The 17,189-nt window shown below is 69.6% G+C and carries 14 protein-coding genes and 1 pseudogene; 8 read left to right on the plus strand and 7 right to left on the minus strand.

The annotated features are described in order from the left end of the window. Positions 1 to 125 precede the first annotated feature (125 nt). Both AC08OO_RS00850 and AC08OO_RS00855 read right to left on the minus strand, forming a co-directional pair. Positions 126 to 266 (minus strand): hypothetical protein, encoded by a 141-nt coding sequence (locus tag AC08OO_RS00850; RefSeq protein ID WP_023842071.1) that lies wholly within the window; start codon positions 264 to 266, stop codon positions 126 to 128. A gap of 6 nt (positions 267 to 272) precedes the next feature. Beyond that, positions 273 to 2,162: a glycosyltransferase family 2 protein gene (locus tag AC08OO_RS00855; RefSeq protein ID WP_476609203.1), complete on the minus strand. Its 1,890-nt coding sequence runs from the start codon at positions 2,160 to 2,162 to the stop codon at positions 273 to 275. Between the two features lie 357 nt (positions 2,163 to 2,519). Between AC08OO_RS00855 and AC08OO_RS00860 the strand changes: the two genes are divergently transcribed. The 3 genes from AC08OO_RS00860 to AC08OO_RS00870 all read left to right on the plus strand — a co-directional run bounded on the left by AC08OO_RS00860 (position 2,520) and on the right by AC08OO_RS00870 (position 6,238). Further along, a complete protein-coding gene (locus AC08OO_RS00860; RefSeq protein ID WP_476609204.1) occupies positions 2,520 to 4,928 on the plus strand; it encodes a WD40 repeat domain-containing serine/threonine protein kinase in 2,409 nt (802 codons plus the stop codon). A gap of 165 nt (positions 4,929 to 5,093) precedes the next feature. Beyond that, positions 5,094 to 5,216 carry a hypothetical protein gene (locus AC08OO_RS00865; protein WP_476609205.1) on the plus strand — a complete coding sequence of 41 codons (123 nt, stop codon included), beginning with the start codon at positions 5,094 to 5,096 and terminating at the stop codon, positions 5,214 to 5,216. Next, on the plus strand, positions 5,216 to 6,238 hold the full coding sequence (locus AC08OO_RS00870) for a CaiB/BaiF CoA transferase family protein (protein ID WP_476609206.1): 1,023 nt from the start codon (positions 5,216 to 5,218) through the stop codon (positions 6,236 to 6,238). The genes AC08OO_RS00865 and AC08OO_RS00870 overlap by 1 nt, the downstream gene beginning before the upstream one ends. Positions 6,239 to 6,254: 16 nt before the next feature. Here the strand turns inward: AC08OO_RS00870 and AC08OO_RS00875 are convergent, their stop codons facing one another. Together AC08OO_RS00875 and AC08OO_RS00880 are read right to left on the minus strand one after the other, a co-directional pair. After that, positions 6,255 to 6,839 carry a TetR/AcrR family transcriptional regulator gene (locus AC08OO_RS00875; protein WP_476609207.1) on the minus strand — a complete coding sequence of 195 codons (585 nt, stop codon included), beginning with the start codon at positions 6,837 to 6,839 and terminating at the stop codon, positions 6,255 to 6,257. A gap of 286 nt (positions 6,840 to 7,125) precedes the next feature. Next, positions 7,126 to 7,767, minus strand: coding sequence for a response regulator (locus AC08OO_RS00880; RefSeq protein ID WP_476609208.1), 642 nt, complete (start codon positions 7,765 to 7,767; stop codon positions 7,126 to 7,128). A 253-nt stretch (positions 7,768 to 8,020) separates the two neighbouring features. Here AC08OO_RS00880 and AC08OO_RS00885 point away from each other — a divergent pair, with 253 nt between their 5' ends. The 5 genes from AC08OO_RS00885 (at position 8,021) to AC08OO_RS00905 (ending at position 13,822) form a co-directional block, all read left to right on the plus strand. Continuing rightward, the gene (locus AC08OO_RS00885; RefSeq protein ID WP_476610010.1) at positions 8,021 to 9,562 is read left to right on the plus strand and encodes a P-loop nucleotide/nucleoside kinase family protein; all 1,542 of its coding nucleotides are present in this window, start codon (positions 8,021 to 8,023) and stop codon (positions 9,560 to 9,562) included. Between the two features lie 190 nt (positions 9,563 to 9,752). Continuing rightward, entirely contained in the window at positions 9,753 to 11,513 is a 1,761-nt protein-coding gene (locus AC08OO_RS00890) for a sensor histidine kinase (RefSeq protein WP_476610030.1), read from the plus strand. A gap of 95 nt (positions 11,514 to 11,608) precedes the next feature. Further along, a complete protein-coding gene (locus AC08OO_RS00895; RefSeq protein ID WP_476610011.1) occupies positions 11,609 to 11,941 on the plus strand; it encodes a hypothetical protein in 333 nt (110 codons plus the stop codon). Positions 11,942 to 12,075: 134 nt separating this feature from the next. Next, positions 12,076 to 12,252: a hypothetical protein gene (locus AC08OO_RS00900; RefSeq protein WP_476608671.1), complete on the plus strand. Its 177-nt coding sequence runs from the start codon at positions 12,076 to 12,078 to the stop codon at positions 12,250 to 12,252. 232 nt (positions 12,253 to 12,484) lie between these two features. Further along, positions 12,485 to 13,822, plus strand: a complete 1,338-nt coding sequence (locus tag AC08OO_RS00905) for a 2-oxoacid:acceptor oxidoreductase family protein (RefSeq protein ID WP_476610012.1) — start codon at positions 12,485 to 12,487, stop codon at positions 13,820 to 13,822. A 63-nt stretch (positions 13,823 to 13,885) separates the two neighbouring features. Here the strand turns inward: AC08OO_RS00905 and AC08OO_RS00910 are convergent. From AC08OO_RS00910 to AC08OO_RS00920, 3 genes and pseudogenes are all read right to left on the minus strand, one after another. Then, positions 13,886 to 14,107: pseudogene (locus AC08OO_RS00910) on the minus strand (general stress protein); the annotation flags it as partial. A gap of 24 nt (positions 14,108 to 14,131) precedes the next feature. Further along, positions 14,132 to 15,154, minus strand: coding sequence for a DUF2278 family protein (locus tag AC08OO_RS00915; protein WP_476610013.1), 1,023 nt, complete (start codon positions 15,152 to 15,154; stop codon positions 14,132 to 14,134). A 323-nt stretch (positions 15,155 to 15,477) separates the two neighbouring features. Further along, on the minus strand, positions 15,478 to 17,007 hold the full coding sequence (locus tag AC08OO_RS00920; protein ID WP_476610014.1) for a phytoene desaturase family protein: 1,530 nt from the start codon (positions 17,005 to 17,007) through the stop codon (positions 15,478 to 15,480). Positions 17,008 to 17,189 lie beyond the last annotated feature (182 nt).

A 17,189-nucleotide genomic window follows, 5' to 3' on the forward strand; every position in this document is an offset into this window, starting at 1 on the left:
CGTCCGTGACCGCGTCGTCCGTGACCGCGTCGTCCGTGACCGCGCCGTCCGTGACCGCGTCGTCCGTCGTCCTCATGGTCCTCATGGTCCTCAGGCCGACCGTTCCCACGGTCCGCCCGGCCTGATCAGTGCCATAGCACGGTCGGGTCGACCCAGCCGGTGGCCAGCAACGCGATGACCGCCAGGCCGACGGTGATCGCCAGCCCGTCGGGCCAGCGCAGGTGCTCGGAGGCCGGGAAGTCCAGATCGTCGTCGTGACGTTCCACGTCGCTTCACCCCTGGCGCAGGGCCGCGCTGGCGGGTGGAGCGCCGTGCGAGGGCGAGACCGGCGCGCTGTGAGCCTGCGCGCTGTGAGCCGGCGCGCTGTGAGCCCGCGGACCGCCGGTCCATGCCCGGACCACGGAGTCGGGCTGAGACTGCCTGGCGCGGTGCCGGCTGCGTGCCGGCCGGTCGCCGCGTCCCACGAGCAGGCGGCTCAGGTCGAACAGGAGCGGGACGCTCAGATAGCTGTGGCCGAGCTGAAACAGAATCACGAGCCAAAAGTTTCCCCAGCCGAACCTCCAGACGTCGAGACCGATGCCGGTCCATGTCGCGCACGTCGTCAGCAGCAGCCAGCAGAAGGCGGTCCGAACCACGCCGCGGACCATCGGGTTCCCCCTTTTGCGCACGGAGCCGGTCGCCACCCAGGATGCCGTGCGACCACGCACCATGTGCAGGATCGCGACAGCGTGGCAGAAGCTGTACACAAGTTGCACCCGCAGCACTTCGAAACGCCATCGACCGCGGCTGGTGGCCGGGAGCAGGACCAGCCACACCCAGGCGGCGGCCAGGAACGGCAGGAAATTATAGGGCCGCACCAGCTCCGGGTAGACGTACACCATCAACAGGCCAGGAATGTTAATGGTAAAGACGTTGATCGCGGTGGAAATATAGTAGAGGAACCCGCTCCAGAAGCAGACCCGCTGTTTCCAGCCGAGTCTGATGTGGCGTAGCTGACGGGTCCGCAGCAGGGCCATGGAGCCGCTGCACCAGCGGTACTGCTGGTTGATGAAACCGGCCAGGTCGGCCGGGCACAGGCCAGTCGCCAGCACCACCGGTACATAGCGGGTGGTGTAGCCCGCCGCCAGCAGCTTGACACCGGTGAAGACGTCCTCGCTGTGTTCGATCTGGGCGAAGCCGCCCGCCTTCCGCAAGCTGCCGCGCCGGTAGATCGCATTGGTTCCGACGCAGATCGGGACGCCGACGGCATCGCGGGACGGCTGCACCCAGCGGTAGAAGAGTTCCTGGGTGGCGCCGGCGGTCCGCTGCAGCCAGCCCATCGACCGTTTCGTATCGAAGTGCTGCGGGCTCTGCACGATACCGACGCTCGGGTCGTCGAGGTACGGTGCCAGGTGAAAGAGGTAGTCCGGCCGCGGGCAGAAGTCGGCGTCGAAGATGGCGATGTAGTCGCCGCGCGAGTGCTCGAACCCGAACTGGATGTTACCGGCCTTCTTCATCCGGCCGCGGTCCGGCCGGCTCAGGTAGCTGAAGCCGTGGGCGGCGGCCGCGGCGGCGACCTCCGGGCGGCCGCTGTCGTCGAGGACGTACGCCCGTAGCTGCCCCGGCCACCTGACCCGGGCGATGTGTGAATAGGTGTTGAGCAACACCGGGAGAGGTTCGCCCGCGCTGGGAAGAAAGATGTCGACGCTGGGGTAGTAGATCGGCCGCCAGCCGCGGGCCAGGCTCTCATGGCTCTGTCTGGTTACGCGCCGCCGGTGCTGGGTGGCCACAATCGTGAAGGCCGAACAAACCGTGTTGAGCCCGAGTAGCAGGAGAAACACCCACAACGCCGACGCCAGCAGCGCGAACTTGACCAGGCTGAACGAGGCAAGGGTGAACGACGCGGTCATGCACAGTAGTACCCAGCGACGCTGTCGGCCGAGGTAGGCGTACACCAGTCGGTCCGACGGCGGGCTTGGCAGCGACTCGCTCCGAGCTTCTGGGACCGGCGCTTCTGGGACCGGCGCTCCGTCGACGGCACCGTTCCTTGGCGCAATCCGATCCGCCGCATATTCCCTGGGGGGCATCACCGAGGCCGCGACGGAAGAGTCTCTCCTTTGTTCGCCCAGCTCGGCGGCGCCCAGCTCGGCGGCAAGGAACTCCTCGCCAAGATCGACCTCCACGGTCCCCCCGGTACCCTTTGATCAATGCTGATGGTAGCCCATGTGGGTCGTTGCGACCCGGTGGCCCCGGCGTCGCTAGGGCCATCGCGACCGATACCGCCAACGGGAAGTTGCTGCTCAATTACGATGCGCTACGTCGGGCTCTCGGGGGTGGGCCGCGCCGTGAACGCGCCTTCAGGCACCTCTAGAATCCAGGCACAAATTCCGTCGTGAGCCGGTTGTCAGAACCACGGCTGCTAACGGAGACGGTAGGCACTCATGCGTGCGGCGCCGCGGTGCGCAATGAGTGCGCGTGAAGGTCGGGTTCCGGCGGGAGGGGGCGGCCGTGGGTTCGCAGACCGCGCGGCGACGGTTGCCGTGACGACGCCTGACGGGTCAGTTCCGTGGGACGTGGCAAACTCCCGCGCGACACCGCTGCTCGACAGTGACCCCGTCACTGTCGGGACGTACCAGCTCGTGGCGAGGCTGGGCCAAGGCGGGATGGGAATCGTCTACCTCGGCAGGAGCCGGGACGGGCGGCCCGTGGCCGTCAAGGTGGTCCGTACCGACCTCGCGCGGCAGCCCGAGTTCCTGGCCAGGTTCCGTCGTGAGGCCGAAGTCGCCCAGCGGGTCGCCAGATTCTGCACCGCGGAGGTGCTTGAGGTCGATGTCGAGGCCGATCGCCCGTACCTGGTGACGGAGTTCATCGACGGTCCCACGCTCGCGGACGCGATCGCCGCCAACGGTCCCATGGCGGAGGCCGACCTCGAACGCCTCGCCATCTCGGTCGCGGCGGCGCTCACCGCCATCCACGCCGCGGGAATGATCCACCGTGACCTGAAGCCGTCGAACGTCCTGCTGTCGCGACTCGGTCCGCGGGTCATCGACTTCGGCATCGCGCGCGCGATGGATTCCACGACCTCGCTGACGACCTCCACCGGCCTGATCGGCACCCCCGCCTTCATGGCTCCCGAACAGGCGCGCGGCGTGCTGGTCACGGCGGCCGCGGACATCTTCGCCTGGGGCGGGGTGGTGACGTTCGCGGGCACCGGGATCGGCCCGTTCGGCAAGGCGACGACCCCGGTTCTGCTGTATCGAACGGTGCACGAGGCGCCCAAGATCGACGGCCTGCCCGACGGACTCCGTTCGATCGTGGCGAAAACGATGTCCAAGGAGCCGGCGGACCGGCCGACCGCCAGCGATCTTTACCAGTCCCTCCTCGGCCTGTCCAACGTCGACGAGGCGGTGCGAGGCGAAGCTGGACAGGCCGCCGTCACCGTGGTCACGGATCCGCCGGTCAAGCCGCCGGCGCGCATGGACGCCGGAGCCTCGCGGACACCGTCCGACTCCGTGGGTTCCGTGGGTTCCGTCAACCCGGCGATGCCACCGCCGAGCGACGACATCCTGTCGCCGCTGGACCTGTCGCCACTGGACCGTCCGGCACCCGGCCGCGGTCACCCCGAGGGTGGCGAGCCGAAGCAGCAGCGGCAGCGGCGCGGCCGGTGGCAGCGGCGCACGGTGGTGTCGCTGGTGGCCAGTCTCTGCGCCGTCGCGGTAGCGGTGACGGCCACCCTCATGTTCGTCACCCACAAGGACCCCGCTTCGGTCCCCGAGAGCATCGAGGTGTCGCGCCGGCTGGCGAGCGAGGCGGCGGCGGCCAGCACGACACAACCGCAGCTGGCCCGCCAACTTGCGCTGGCGGCCTACCGCGTCGAGCCCACGGAGGAGGCCCAGCGCAGCCTGATTGAGAACTTCGGCGGGGTAGAGATCAATACGCTGGTTGGCCACACCGACCGGGTGATCGGAGTACGGTTCAGCCCCATCGGCAGAATGCTGGTGACGGGAAGCGACGACAGCACCGTCCGGCTCTGGGATATCAGCAACCCCATGGCCACCAGACCGCTCGCGGTCATCCCGGGGGACAGCGGCACCTTTCTGCAGGGCGGCTTCAGCGCGGACGGGCGGCTGCTGTCGACGTCCACCGACGACCACATTGTCCGCCTCTGGGACATCTCCGTGCCCGAGCGGCCCAGGTCGCTGGCGGTGCTGCGGGACGTCAACAACAGCGTCGCCTTCGCGGTCGGCGGAAAGACCATGGCTACCGCCGGCACCGACAACACCGCCAAGTTGTGGGACATCACCGATCCCCATCAGCCGCGGCTGGTGGCCACCCTCGTGGGACACACCGACTGGGTCAACACCGTGGCGTTCAGCCCGGACGGGAGGATGCTCGCGACCGGCAGCCACGACCGGACCATCCGGCTCTGGGACGTGTCGACCCCGACCCGGCCCACGCCGCTCGCGATCCTCAACGGGCACGAGAATGCGGTGCTCGGGCTCACCTTCCGGCCCGACGGCAGGATCCTCGGATCGACGTCGGCGGACCGGTCCGCCCGGCTGTGGGACATCGCCACGCCGACGGAACCGAAAATGCTATACACCTTCACCGACCGATCGGACTGGGTGAGTAGCGTTGCCTTCCGCGTCGACCTGCACCTGATGGGCACGACCGCGCGGAAGGCCGCCCGGCTGTGGGACATCTCCGACCCGCGCAATCCCCGCCCGGTTGGCGGCCTGCTCGGACACACGGCGACGGTGCGGCGCGTCCAGTTCAGCCCGGACGGCACACTGGCCGCCACCTCCGGCGACGACAACACCGCTCGGTTGTGGGACATCGACCCGGCCCATATCGCCAAACGTGCCTGCACCGATCCGACGGCCGTGATGAGCGAGGCCGAGTGGGAGCGGCGCGCCCCGCAGATCCCCTACCCGTCGCGCTGCCCATAGCGGAGTGATCCCGGCCGGGCCGGCGTGGTCGTCACCCTGCGCGGCGAGGCTGTTGTCGCTTGGTGACGCTTCGCCACCCTCCGACAGATACTTAGTTAAGTACCGAGGTACTCTACAAGTACCGAGGTACTCTACACGGTACTACCATCACGGTACTATCGCCTCATGCCCAGAACCGTTACCCTCGGCGCCGCCCGCACGCCCACCGGCAAGCTCGGTGGCGGCCTCGGCTGCGTGGCACTCTGCTCGGGCGGCGGCCAGGACGACGCTGTCACCCTGGAGGCTTGATGATGCCGCTGGACGGACTCCGAGTGGTGGAGCTCGCCGCGATCGGGCCTGCGCCGTTCTGCGGCATGATGCTTGCTGATCTTGGCGCGGACGTGCTGAGAGTCGAGCGGCCGGCCGGGCCGGCCGGCGCGTGGGGGCGGTCGCCGGTCCTCGACCGCGGCCGGCGCACCGTGACGCTCGACCTCAAGGACGCCGGCCAGGTCGCCCAGGCGCTCGACCTGGTGGCCGACACGGACGTGTTCCTCGAGGGCTTTCGGCCCGGCGTGGCCGAACGGCTGGGCCTGGGGCCGCGCGAGTGCCTGGCCCGCAATCCGCGGCTGGTCTACGGTCGGATGACGGGGTGGGGGCAGAACGGGCCATACGCCCACACCGCCGGCCACGACATCACGTACCTGGCCGTCAGCGGCGCCCTGCACGCCATCGGCCGTGCGGGGGAGCGGCCCGTGCCGCCGGTCAACATGCTCGGTGACTTCGGCGGGGGCGGCATGCTGCTCGCCTTCGGGGTACTGGCGGGCGTGTTCCACGCGCGAGGCACCGGCCGCGGTCAGGTCGTGGACGCCTCGATAGTCGATGGCGCGGCGCTGTTGACGGGCATGGTGCACGGGTTCCTGGCGGAGGGGTCATGGCGGGACGACAGGGGTGTCAACCTGCTGGACGGCGGCGCCCCGTTCTATGACACCTACGTCTGTCAGGACGGCGGGTATGTCGCGGTCGGCGCGTTGGAGCGGAAGTTCTTTCGTGCGCTGGTCCAGCGGCTTGGCCTCGAAGACGATCCGGCATTCCACGGCGACCACCTGGATCGGGCTCGGTGGCCCGCGATGCGGGCGAAGCTCACCGAGACCTTCGCCAAGCGTCCGCGCGACGAGTGGCACGTCCTCTTCAAGGACACCGAGTGCTGCGTGGCGCCGGTCCTGTCACTGGCCGAGGCTGCCGCCGACGAGCACAACGTCGCCCGTGGCGTGTTCCGTGAGCTGGACGGCGTCCGCCATCCGCAACCGGCTCCGCGTTTCGGCGACGGCTAGGGCGTTTCGGCGACGGCTAGGTTCCGGCTGCGGTGGCGCTGCGAATGCCGTCGAGCACAAGCGAGGCAAGCTCCTCGTAGGCATCGGCGTCGTGTAAGCCGGTGGCGGCAAGGACGCGACCGGTCTGGATGCGCTCCATCGTCGCGGCGATCGTGTCGGCGATGAACGCCGCGTGAACATCGCGGAATTCTCCCGCAGCGACGCCGTCGCCGATGAGCTGACGGACACGCGCGGCGGCCGCGGCGATGTTGTGCTCATACACCTCCCGGGCGACGTGGTGCGCCGCGAGGTCGAGCCTGAACGCGGGCGATGCCGGACGCAGCGCGCGACCGATCGCCGCCAGGTAGGCCACGAGCCGGTCGGCCGAGGACGCGGCTTCGGCGGTCTCGGTCTCGACCTGCGCGGTGGCCCGGCGGAAGTAGTGCCTCACCGCGTTGACCGTAAGCTGCTCCTTGGACTGCCCGAGGGCATACAACGTCGTCTTGGAACAGCGCAGCCGCGCGGCGAGCTGCGCGAGCGTGAAAGTGCGGAATCCCTCGGCCAGAAAGAGGTCGACCAGATCGTCGAGCAGAACCTCGGGGCGTGTTCGTGCTGTCGGCACGGCATGATCCTATTCGGTGGCGCCTCGGGCCTCGGCGGTGAGGTCGCTTTCCTCCGCTTTCCTCATCGCTACCTCCTCGTCGGCGTCCTGCCGACAGTGATGAGCGTGCCCTTCGCCCGCGTATGCGACATCCGACCCGCGGTGCTCGGATCCGGGACCTGGCTCCCACCAGGATGGGTCCTTCGACCCGGTTCAGGCACAGGGATGCTCCGGTGTGTCGATGGTCCGGTATGTCGATGGTCCGGTATGTCGATGGTCCGGTATGTCGATGGTCGGGTGTGGGTGTTCAGTCCTCACCCGTCTTCTTCAGGGCGTAGACGGCGGCCTGGGTCCGGCTGGTCATGCCGAGTTTTTCGAGGATGCTGGAGACGTAGTTCTTCACGGTCTTCTCGGAGAGGTGTATCCGGGTACCTATCTGCCGGTTGGTGAGACCTTCGGCGATGTGCTGGAGGATTTCGCGTTCCCGGGCGCTGAGGGAGGCCAGCGTCGGGTCTTCCCTGGGCCCTTGGCGCATTCTGTCGAGGACGCGGCGGGTGACCGATGGCGAGAGCAGCGACCCGCCGGCGGCCACGGTGCGGATGGCGCTCACCAGGTCGTTGCCGCGGATCTCCTTCAGGACGTAGCCGGCGGCACCGGCCATGATGGCGGAGAACAGGGCCTCGTCGTCGTCATAGGACGTGAGAATGAGGCAGGCGACGTCTGGATGGGCGGAGCGGATGTCGCGACACACGTCGATGCCGCTTCCGTCGGGGAGCCGGCCATCGAGGACGGCCACGTTGGGCAGGAGCGCCGGAATTCTGCGGATCGCCTCGGCGGCGAGTCCGGCCTCGCCGACCACCTCGATGTCGTCGTGGCGATCGAGGGTCTGCCGTAGACCGTTACGCACGATTTCGTGGTCGTCGAGAATGAATACCCGGATCGTCTTCATGCGGAGGAGGATACGGCGCCGTCCTCGGAGCCGCCACGCTGTGAAATGGATGCCGGGTTCGGGACCTTCGACCCTTGGACCGGTCCTTGGCCCGGTGTCGACGGGTGTCTGCCAGCCACCGCGGCTGCGCTCGGAGGTGGGGGACGGTGGGGGACGGTGGGGACGTTGGTCCCAGGTAGGACGGACCTTCGTTCTCTCCACGCACGACCCGAGCATGCTGCCGCGGCCGCCGAGACGCGGGCAGGCTTGTGCCATGATCCTGAAGACCACGGTGAACCCGCTCCCGGCGGAACGAGGCGCCTCGGCCTCGGCGCCAGCGGTGGCGCCGACGGTGGCGCCGGGGCCTCCTGCCAGGGTCGTCGAGACGGCGCGGTCCGTGCTCGTCTTCCTTGGAGATCGTGTCTTCAAAGTCAAGAAGCCGGTCGACCTCGGTGTCGTGGATTTCCGCGGCCGGCAGGCACGGCTGGCCGCCTGCGAGGCCGAGGTGAGACTCAATCGTCACCTCGCGCCCGACGTCTACCTCGGCGTTGCCGATGTCATCGGACCGGACGGGGAGCCCTGCGACCACATGGTCGTGATGCGTCGACTGCCCGAGGCGCGCCGGCTGTCGACGCTTGCCGAAGGTGGCACCGAGGTCAGGGCGGAGATCCGCGCCCTCGCCCGGGTGCTGGTCGACTTCCACGCCCGGTGTGAGACCTCGTCCCAGATCGCCGAGGCAGGTGGCCTGGACCGCCTGCGTGGGCGGTGGGACGCCTGCTTCGCCCGGGTACAGCGTGACCATGGCGCGGCGGTGAGCGCCAGCATCCTCGACCATGTGAACCGTCTCGCCGTGCGGTACCTCGACGGCCGCGACGAGCTCCTGCGGGAGCGGCGCGAGGCCGGGCGGATCCGCGACGGGCACGGCGATCTGTCCGCCGCGGACATCTTCTGCCTTGACGACGGGCTCAGGGTGCTCGACTGCCTGGAGTTCGAACCCGGGCTGCGGGCGGCCGACGTCCTCGCGGACGCCTGCGCCCTGGCAGTCGACCTCGAGTGGCTCGGACGCCGCGATCTCGCCCGGCTCTTCCTCGATCACTACCGTGAGATGGCTGGTGAGACCCATCCTCGGTCGCTTGAGGATTTCTACTGGGCGCTGGCCGCGCTGGGGCGCTGCCAGGCGGCGTGCCAGCGTGTCGCGGCCGGCGAGAACGCGGCGGCGGCGGAGGCGCGGGCCTTCGCTGACCTGGCACTGGCCCGGTTGCGCTGGGGCCGGGTCCGACTCGTGCTGGTCGGCGGCCAGCGCGGCACCGGGAAGTCCACGCTCGCCGGCGGGCTCGCCGGCACGGAGCGGTGGACCGTGCTCCGCTTCGACGACGCCGCGGCGGACCTGGCGGCCTCGGCCAACCGTCACGATCTCGCGGCGGGGGGATGGGCAGATGCGGGGGGATGGGTACCGGCCGACGACGTCGACGCGGTTCACCAGGAACTGCTGCGCCAGGCCGGCACGGCGCTGCGCCGCGGCGAGTCCGTCGTGGTCGACGCACCGTGGAACCGGCACAGCCAGCGCGCGCAGGCGGCCGATGTCGCTCGCCGTGCCTCCGCGGATCTGGTGCAACTGCGCTGCACGGCCCCGCCCGATCTCGCGGCAACCCGTACCGACCGGCGTTCCGCGGCAACCAGCGCCACAGGGTCCGTCGGCCTTGGCCGTCTCGCCGACACCGTCTCCCGGATCGAACCCTGGCCGGAAGCCAAGATCATCTATACGGCGGTGGCCATCGCCGAGTCGCTGCACAACGCCCGCCGCGCCGCGGCCTGATCGGCACGCGAAGCGATGTTCCGCAGTGCTTCGGGTGCTTCGGGTGCTTCGGGTGCTCTGGGTGTTTCGGGGAAGACCGGATGGCCCGGGAGCGGCCACCGCCGAGCGCGGGTAACGCATCGACAGCTGATGGGGATCGCCAATGCATCCGCGGCAACCGAACCGGTTCTAGTACTGTTCGGGCGTGGGCATGGAAACTGGGTCCGCAGCCAACCAGAAGCGGGCGGGAACGGACCCTTCGTCGGTCTCTTCGACGGGCTCACCGACGGGCGAGAACCTGACTTTCCCGCTCGTCGCGCGGCTCGAACTCGATGAACTGCTGACGCAGCTGGTTGACCGGGCCCAGGATGTGCTGGCCACGCAGAGCCGGTTGCGCGGGCTGCTGGCGGCGAGCCGGGCCATCGCCACGGACCTGCGGCTGCCGGTGCTGCTCCGGCACATCGTGGAGGCGGCGTGCGAGCTGCTGGACGCCCGGTACGGGGCGCTGGGCGTCGTCGCGCCGGACCGCACCCTGGAGGAGTTCGTCCACGCCGGCATGGACCCGCGGGACGTCGACCGAATCGGTCATCTGCCCACCGGCCACGGGGTGCTCGGTCTACTGATCGATGATCCTCGGCCGCGTCGCCTCGACGACATCTCCCGTGACCCGAGTGCGTATGGCTTTCCCCCCGGCCATCCGCCGATGAGGACCTTCCTCGGCGTACCTATCACCGTGCGCGGCGAGGTGTTCGGCAACCTCTATCTGACCGAGAAACGCGGCGGCACGGCCTTTACCGCCGAGGACGAGGAACTCGCGCTCGCCTTGGCCGCCAGCGCCGGTGTCGCGATCGAGAACGCCCGGCTGTTCCACGACACCCAGCAGCGGCACCGGTGGATGAGCGCGTCCGCCGACGTGACCCGCCAGATCATGGCCGATGCCGACGGCGCTCTCGAGTCTGTTGCGGAACGCGTCCGCACGGTCGCCGACGCGGAGTTCGTCTCCATCGTCCTGCGCGACGAGGAGGCTGGCAGCGCGCGGGTCGCCGTCACGGTCGGAGCGGACACCGTTTCCGGCGCCGGTCAGCGGATACCTCTCGACGGCACCCTCACCGGTCGGGTGATGGCCGAGCAACAGCCGTTGCGCGTGGAGGATGCGCAGCTTGACGCCCTCCCCGAGGAACGGGACGCCGCCACCGGCCCCCTGATCGTCCTCCCGATGGTCGCCGGTACCGACCACGTGTCCGGAGTGCTGCTTGTCGGTCGGAACCGGGGGAAGCGTCCCTTCAGCGACACCGATCTCGCCAGTGGCGCGAGCTTCGCGGGCAACGTTGCGATCACTCTGGAACTGGCGCGGGTCAAGGCCGACCGGGAGCGGTTGGTGGTCCTGGCCGACCGTGGTCGCATCGCCCGTGACCTGCATGACCACGTCATCCAGCGGATGTTCGCCGTTGCGCTCGGCCTGCAGGACATCGCCCAGTACGAACGTCCATCGAACGCCGAGCGCATCAACCAGTACGTCGAGGACCTTGACGTTACGATCAAGGACATCCGGCGGTCGATCTTCGAGCTGCGTGCCGGCGGCGCGTCCAAGCGAAGCCGACTGCACGCCGCGATCGACCGGATCGCCGAGGACGTGCGTCCGGCCCTCGGCTTCACGCCGACCGTCCGCTACTCCGGACCGCTCGAAACCGTGATCGGTGACGATCTCGCCGACCAGGTGATCGCTGTCGCCCGGGAGTCGTTGACCAACGCGGCGCGGCATTCGCAGGCTGGGACCGTCGAGCTCCGTATCGGCGTGGCCGGCGAGTCGGTGGTCGTCGACGTGATCGACGACGGTGTCGGCATAGGTCCCGGCTGCCGGCGCAGCGGGCTGGACAACCTCCGGACCCGGGCCGAGCAGCTCGGCGGATCTTTCACCCTCACCACACCGGCAGGCGGGGGCACCCACCTGCACTGGGCTGCGCCCCTGTGACGCTGGGCTGCGCCCCTGCGCGGGGAGACCGTTGGTCCGCTGAGGGGGGACGATCGGCCCATGTGACCAGGCGGCAGCCACGGGATGGTTGACTCATGAACCTTCCCGTGAATCTCCCCGCCCTTCGCCTGTCCCGCTCGATGCCGGCTCCGACGTCAGCCGCGGAGAACGGCACAGCGGCCGCGGGCACGCACCGACCGTACCGGGCGATCGAACCGGGCAGTCGGTCCTGCTGCTGCCCCTCCGAACCGGTGGCGCAGGCGATATTTGTCCCCGGTGACACGCGTTCCCATGAGGTCGAGGTGCTGTTGTGCGCCCATCACCTGCGGTGCAGCGCGTTGACACTGAGGTCGTTGGGCGTCGCCGTCTACGACCGGCAGGGAAACCCGATCGAGGACACGGCCACGCTGTTCGGCCGGGGCCGCTGACCCTCGGTTCGGCTGACCCGTCGGGTTCGCGTGAACGACTGAACAATGATCCGTCGTCGCTGATTCCGCCAGGTTGTCAGGCTGTGTCATCAGGTCCCATGGCCCCGCGTCGACGCCAAGGAAGGCGGTGACACATGAAATGGATGACAGCGGATGGTCATCTCATCGAGGAGACGGTCGTCAAGGCCGGTCCCGAGCGTCCGGCACGAGTCCTGCGGGTGACCCGGCAGGAGCGTGCGGTCGGCCAGTATGCGTGCTGGGCCGATCTGATCGTCAATATTGATGTTCGGCGGATAACCGAAGTCGAATGAATGACCTGTTGTTGGTGCAGGCCTGAGCACGGGTCTGAGATGTCAAGGGCCACTGAGTTCTCCCCGCGAGGCGCCGTTCTGGAGGTCGTCCGTGTGCAACTTTCCGGCTGCAGAATCCTGGGACGAGACCGATCTCGCGGCCTGTGTGACCGGGGGCGTGAGAGAGAACGCTCATCGTCTCGGGGTATTCTGGCGGTCGCATCCCGCGACTCCCGGTTCGAGCGGAGACTGGGTGGAGGCGGTCGATACCGGCGCCGGCCGGCTCGCCATCTGCGTCGGCGACGCGGCCGGGCACGGCGAGCAGGCCGCGAGGTTCGCGCGACGGTTTCGGGAGGCGATGCGCCGGCACCTGCTCGCGGGCGAGGAGCCCGAGGCGACCATGCATCGCACGGTGAACGATATCGCTGGACCCGGCGATATCGAGGAAATGTTTGCTACCGCTTTTCTCGCCGTCGTCGATGCCCGGTCAGGCCAGGTGGTCTACGTCAACGCCGGGCATCCGCCCGCCCTGCACCTGCCCGGGTCCGCGGCTGGCGGCGGCAGCGGCGCCCGCGAGCCACGGTCGCTCGGCCCGACCGGGCCCATCCTGTCCGACCTTTTCGCCGGAAGCGAGATCTGGTCGTCCCGATCGCTGACCATGGACGCCGGAGACCGCCTGCTGCTGTACACCGACGGCATCAGCGAGGCGCGCGACGCGCACGGCACACAGTTCGGGACGGAATCCCTGTCCGCCGGCCGGATCGGGACCGACTCGCCTGACACGTTGCTTGACCGCCTTTTCGCGCAGCTCGCCATCCATGCGCACGGGGTCGACGGGGACGACCGCACGATGGCGATCCTGGCCCGCGATCCACTGGCGGAGAGGACCCTGGCAGCTGACGGGGGCGTCGCGAGCAGCGGGGGCGTCGCGAGCAGCGTCGCGAAGCAGCATTGCGAAGCAGCCCGGTCGGGAGAGACGAGGTCCGTCATGTTCGCGGTACGAATTCACGGGTTCGGCGGTCAGGGCGTGCTGACCATCGCCGAGCTGTTGACCATCGCGGCAGTTACGGAGGGTCGCTACGGACAGGCATCCATGGCCGGCGGGCCGGAACACATCGGCCACCCTACGGTCGCCTGCTGCCGGATCGACGACGATCCATTGCCCGGGTGGGAACCGGTCGTGTTCCCGGATGCGGTCATCGTCCGGGACGCGGCGCTGCTGCACGTCTCCGATGTTTTCCATGGACTCGGGGCGGATGGGTTCATCCTGCTCGACTCGGCACGCGACCTTGACGATTTCGGGCTGCCCAGGCTCACCCGGTACCGGCCCGAGCGGACGATCAGCATGCCCGCCAGCGAGATCGCCCAGCGCGAGCTGGGGCATCCGCTACCGAACACGGCTCTGCTCGGTGGCTTTGCCGCGTTGACCGGAATCGTTTCGATCATCGCGGTCGAGACGGCCATCCGGGAGCGGTTCGCCGGTCGGCTCGCGGACGACGGCATCGAGGCGGCCCGGGACGCCTTTGCGTTCGTCCGCTACACCGAGCGGCGCAGGGCCGGGCTTCTGCCGGTAGCCCAGGCCCAGGAATGAGCCTGGGCGCAGGCAGGCCGTGCCGGCAGTGAGCCTGGGCGCCGGCCGGCCGGCGGAGGTCCAGGTCAGCCAACCTGTGACCTGCTCGACCGTGCGCAGGCCGCAGCCGATGATGGCGGTCTTCTCCACCGGGAAACCAAGGTCGGAAAGTTGGTCGACGGCCCTCTCGGCCTCGCTGTAGGTGTCGAAGGTGGCCACCACCTGCTGCGGCCCGCCTACCCGGTCCACCGGGGTCCCGCCCGGAGCATCATCGAAGCGCGGGTTCCCGCGGTGGAGAACATCCATCCGAGGCCGAAAGGTGATCCGAGGTCAGAAGACGATGGTGTGTCCTTCGCGGGATGCGTCGGTGGCGGTGTAGGCGACGCCGTCGACTTTCAGACCGTCCTGATCAAGCAGGGTGATGATGCCGCCCCGGTTGCCCAGCCCGACCGGGGGTGCGAGCGGGATCCGCACGGTGTCCCCGGCTGGCAGGTTGGTGGGCGGAAGGGGGAAACGGTGCCGACCGCTGTCGATGATCGTCCAACCGGTGAGGTCGACGGGCCCTGGGGTGGTGTTGAGCAGGGTGACGGACTCGGCTTCCGGTGCCGGTCCGATGGGGTTGACCAGGGCGGCGACGATGCGCAGGCGCCGGTCGGGTTCCCCGGGGGCTGGTTGGCCGCCCGGTCCGGCTGATGGAACGGCGCGCAGGGTGTGGCCGGTCGTGTCGTCGGTGTGCCAGGCCTGGCTCTGGAAGGCCAGGAACAGTGCTGTCCAGCGGCCCGCGGTGGGGAAGTGGAAGAGCAGGGCACCGTCCTGCCAGCTGCCGTCGTCGGCGATGAAGCGACCGCTGTTGCCCTGGTTCATGTGGACGTCATGCACGCCGTTGCCGGGTACGAAGCCAAAGATCTTATCTGGTTTCGTGGGCTCGGGCCCCCATCGCTGGCCGAAGGCGTAAATGTGGCTGGTCGGATCGGCGGTCGCACGCTGGACGTGGTGGTCGAGGCGGTCGGCGAGATCGTTGTCCGGGCCGGGGCGGTCGGGGGGGAGCGCGTGCAGCCCGGTGCGATCGAACAGGTTGCCCCGGACGAAGTCCAGGGCGAGGCCGCCGGGCCTGGACTTCAGGGGGGTGAACCCGTCGGGCAGGTCGACGAGGCGGTCGAGGATCGGATGGTGGAACTCCTCGACCGCGATGTACAGCAGTTCGGACGGGGGCTGGGCGGACAGAACGTTTACGGCGACTCGGAAAGAGCCACCACCCTCGACGTGTATCTGGTAATGCGGGCTGTCGTGCCCGCCCTCCCTGCGCCGGTCGAGTAGCCGGCCTTTCAAGACGCCGTAGCCTGCCAGCGGCATAACATTTCCCCGATTTCCGCGGCGATGAAAAGATCCGGTTGAACGATATCATTCCCGTCTGGCCAGGCGGGTGCGGCGGGGGGAGTTCACCTATCGGTTGGTCTGCGGTCACCCAACGGTGATGCAGGCCGCCCGCGGGCCGGCGGCCGACCCCCATCATGGAGGGGCGGTCATGAAAAGGCGGTGATTCATGGTCGGCGTGGCGCCCGGGCGGTTACCGTCGGGGTGTCTCCAGGCAGGAGACAAGATCCGTAGGCGGCGGCATGTCGCGCATTTCCCGGCGTGTCTCGCCTACGGCGGCGAGATCAGGGTCGGCGACGATCTCATCTCGGCCGACCTACGGGCCAGGCCGCTCGCCGCTCCCGGCTGAGGGCGAGGGTCGCCGCGTGCAGCCCGGCCATGCCGTGTACCCCGGCGCCGGGAGGGGTGGCGGCGGAACACAGGTAGACGCCGGGCAGCGGCGTCGCCCAGGGGCGTGGCGAGAGCACCGGCCGGGCGACCAACTGGCGCAGGTCGGCGGTGCCACCGCCGATGTCGCCGCCGATCTCGTTGGCGTTGTGCGCCTCCAGTGCCGTCGGTCCCATCACGTGGCGAGCGAGCACCCGGTCGCGGAATCCGGGGGCGAAGCGTTCGACCTGGGACTCGAGCGCGTCGGTCATGTCGACGCTGGAGCCCAGTGGGACATGGCAGTAGGCCCACCCGGTGTGCCGGCCGGCCGGGGCACGGCTCGGGTCGGCGGCGCACGCCTGAACGAACAGTACGAACGGCCGGTCTGGATGGTGGCCGCGGGCGACGGCACGCTCGGCCGCGGCGATCTCGGCGAGCGTGCCGCCCAGGTGCACGGTTGCCGCCCCGGCGACCGCCGGATCGCGCCAGGGCACCGGTCCGTCGAGCGCCCAGTCGATCTTGAAAACTCCCGGTCCGTACCGGTATCGGCCGAGCGCGGCGCGGTAGCGGCCGGGCAGCGCGGCGCCGGCGACCGCGAGCACCTGGCGAGGGGTGAGATCGAGCAGCACGGCCCGCGCGGGCGGCAGTTCCGACAGGCTGGTCACCGGGGCGCCGGTGACCAGTTCGCCGCCGAGTTCGCGCAGCCGGGCGACCAGGGCCTCTGCCAGTGATGATGATCCACCGACGGCTACCGGCCAGCCGACCTGGTGCGCGAGCACCCCGAGGAACAGCCCGTAGCCCGCGGTGACCGGGCGATGTAAATCGATCATGGAATGGGCGGCGAGCCCGGCGAACAGCGCTCGCGCCGCCTCACCGCGCAGCGCGGCGCGGGCGAGCGCGGTCGCGGACCACAGCCCGCGCACGCCGAACCGGGCGAGGGCCAGGGGCGCGGCGGGCGGCAGGTCGAACGGTGCCAGCACACCCTCGGCCAGCCGCGAGCCGTCGGACGCCAGCGGGCCGACCAGCCAGCGCCAGCCGGAATCGACGCCGTCCCGGTCGGCGAGGCCCGCCGCGGTGGCGTCGAGGTCGCGGCGCAGCAGCGCCGCCGGGCCGTCGTCGAGCGGGTGGGCGAGCGGCACCGGCGGATGCGCCCACCGAAGCCCCTCGGTCGGGGTCGGGTCTGCGGTGGGGGTCGGGTCTGCGGAGGACGCCGGGTTCGCGGAGGACGCCGGCCCTGTGCCGAAGGCGCGCAGGGCGGGGGATGCGAGCGCGAGCGGCAGAACGGTTGCGCACACGTCGTGCCGGAAGCCGGACAGCGTCAGCTCTTCTGTTCGCAGCCCACCACCGGGAGTGCCCGCAGCCTCCCGGACGAGTACCCGCCAGCCGGCCTCGGCCAGCGTCAGGGCTGCGGTCAGCCCGTTTGGACCGGCCCCGACGATCACCGCGTCGAAGCTGTCCGTGCTCACGGTGCACCTCTTCCATGCGGATTCCAGGCAGGATCGTGCCGCCGCCGGGCATCGAGCCCGAACGTGATGCCCGCCCGAACGTGATGCCCGCCCGTCCGGTAGCGACCCGGGGCCGCCGTCGCGCCGCTGGTCCGAGCCCAGGAGCAGATGCCACAGAAGGTGTCCAGCGTCACGCATAAATG

Source organism: Frankia sp. CeCAU1 (genome assembly GCF_977971845.1).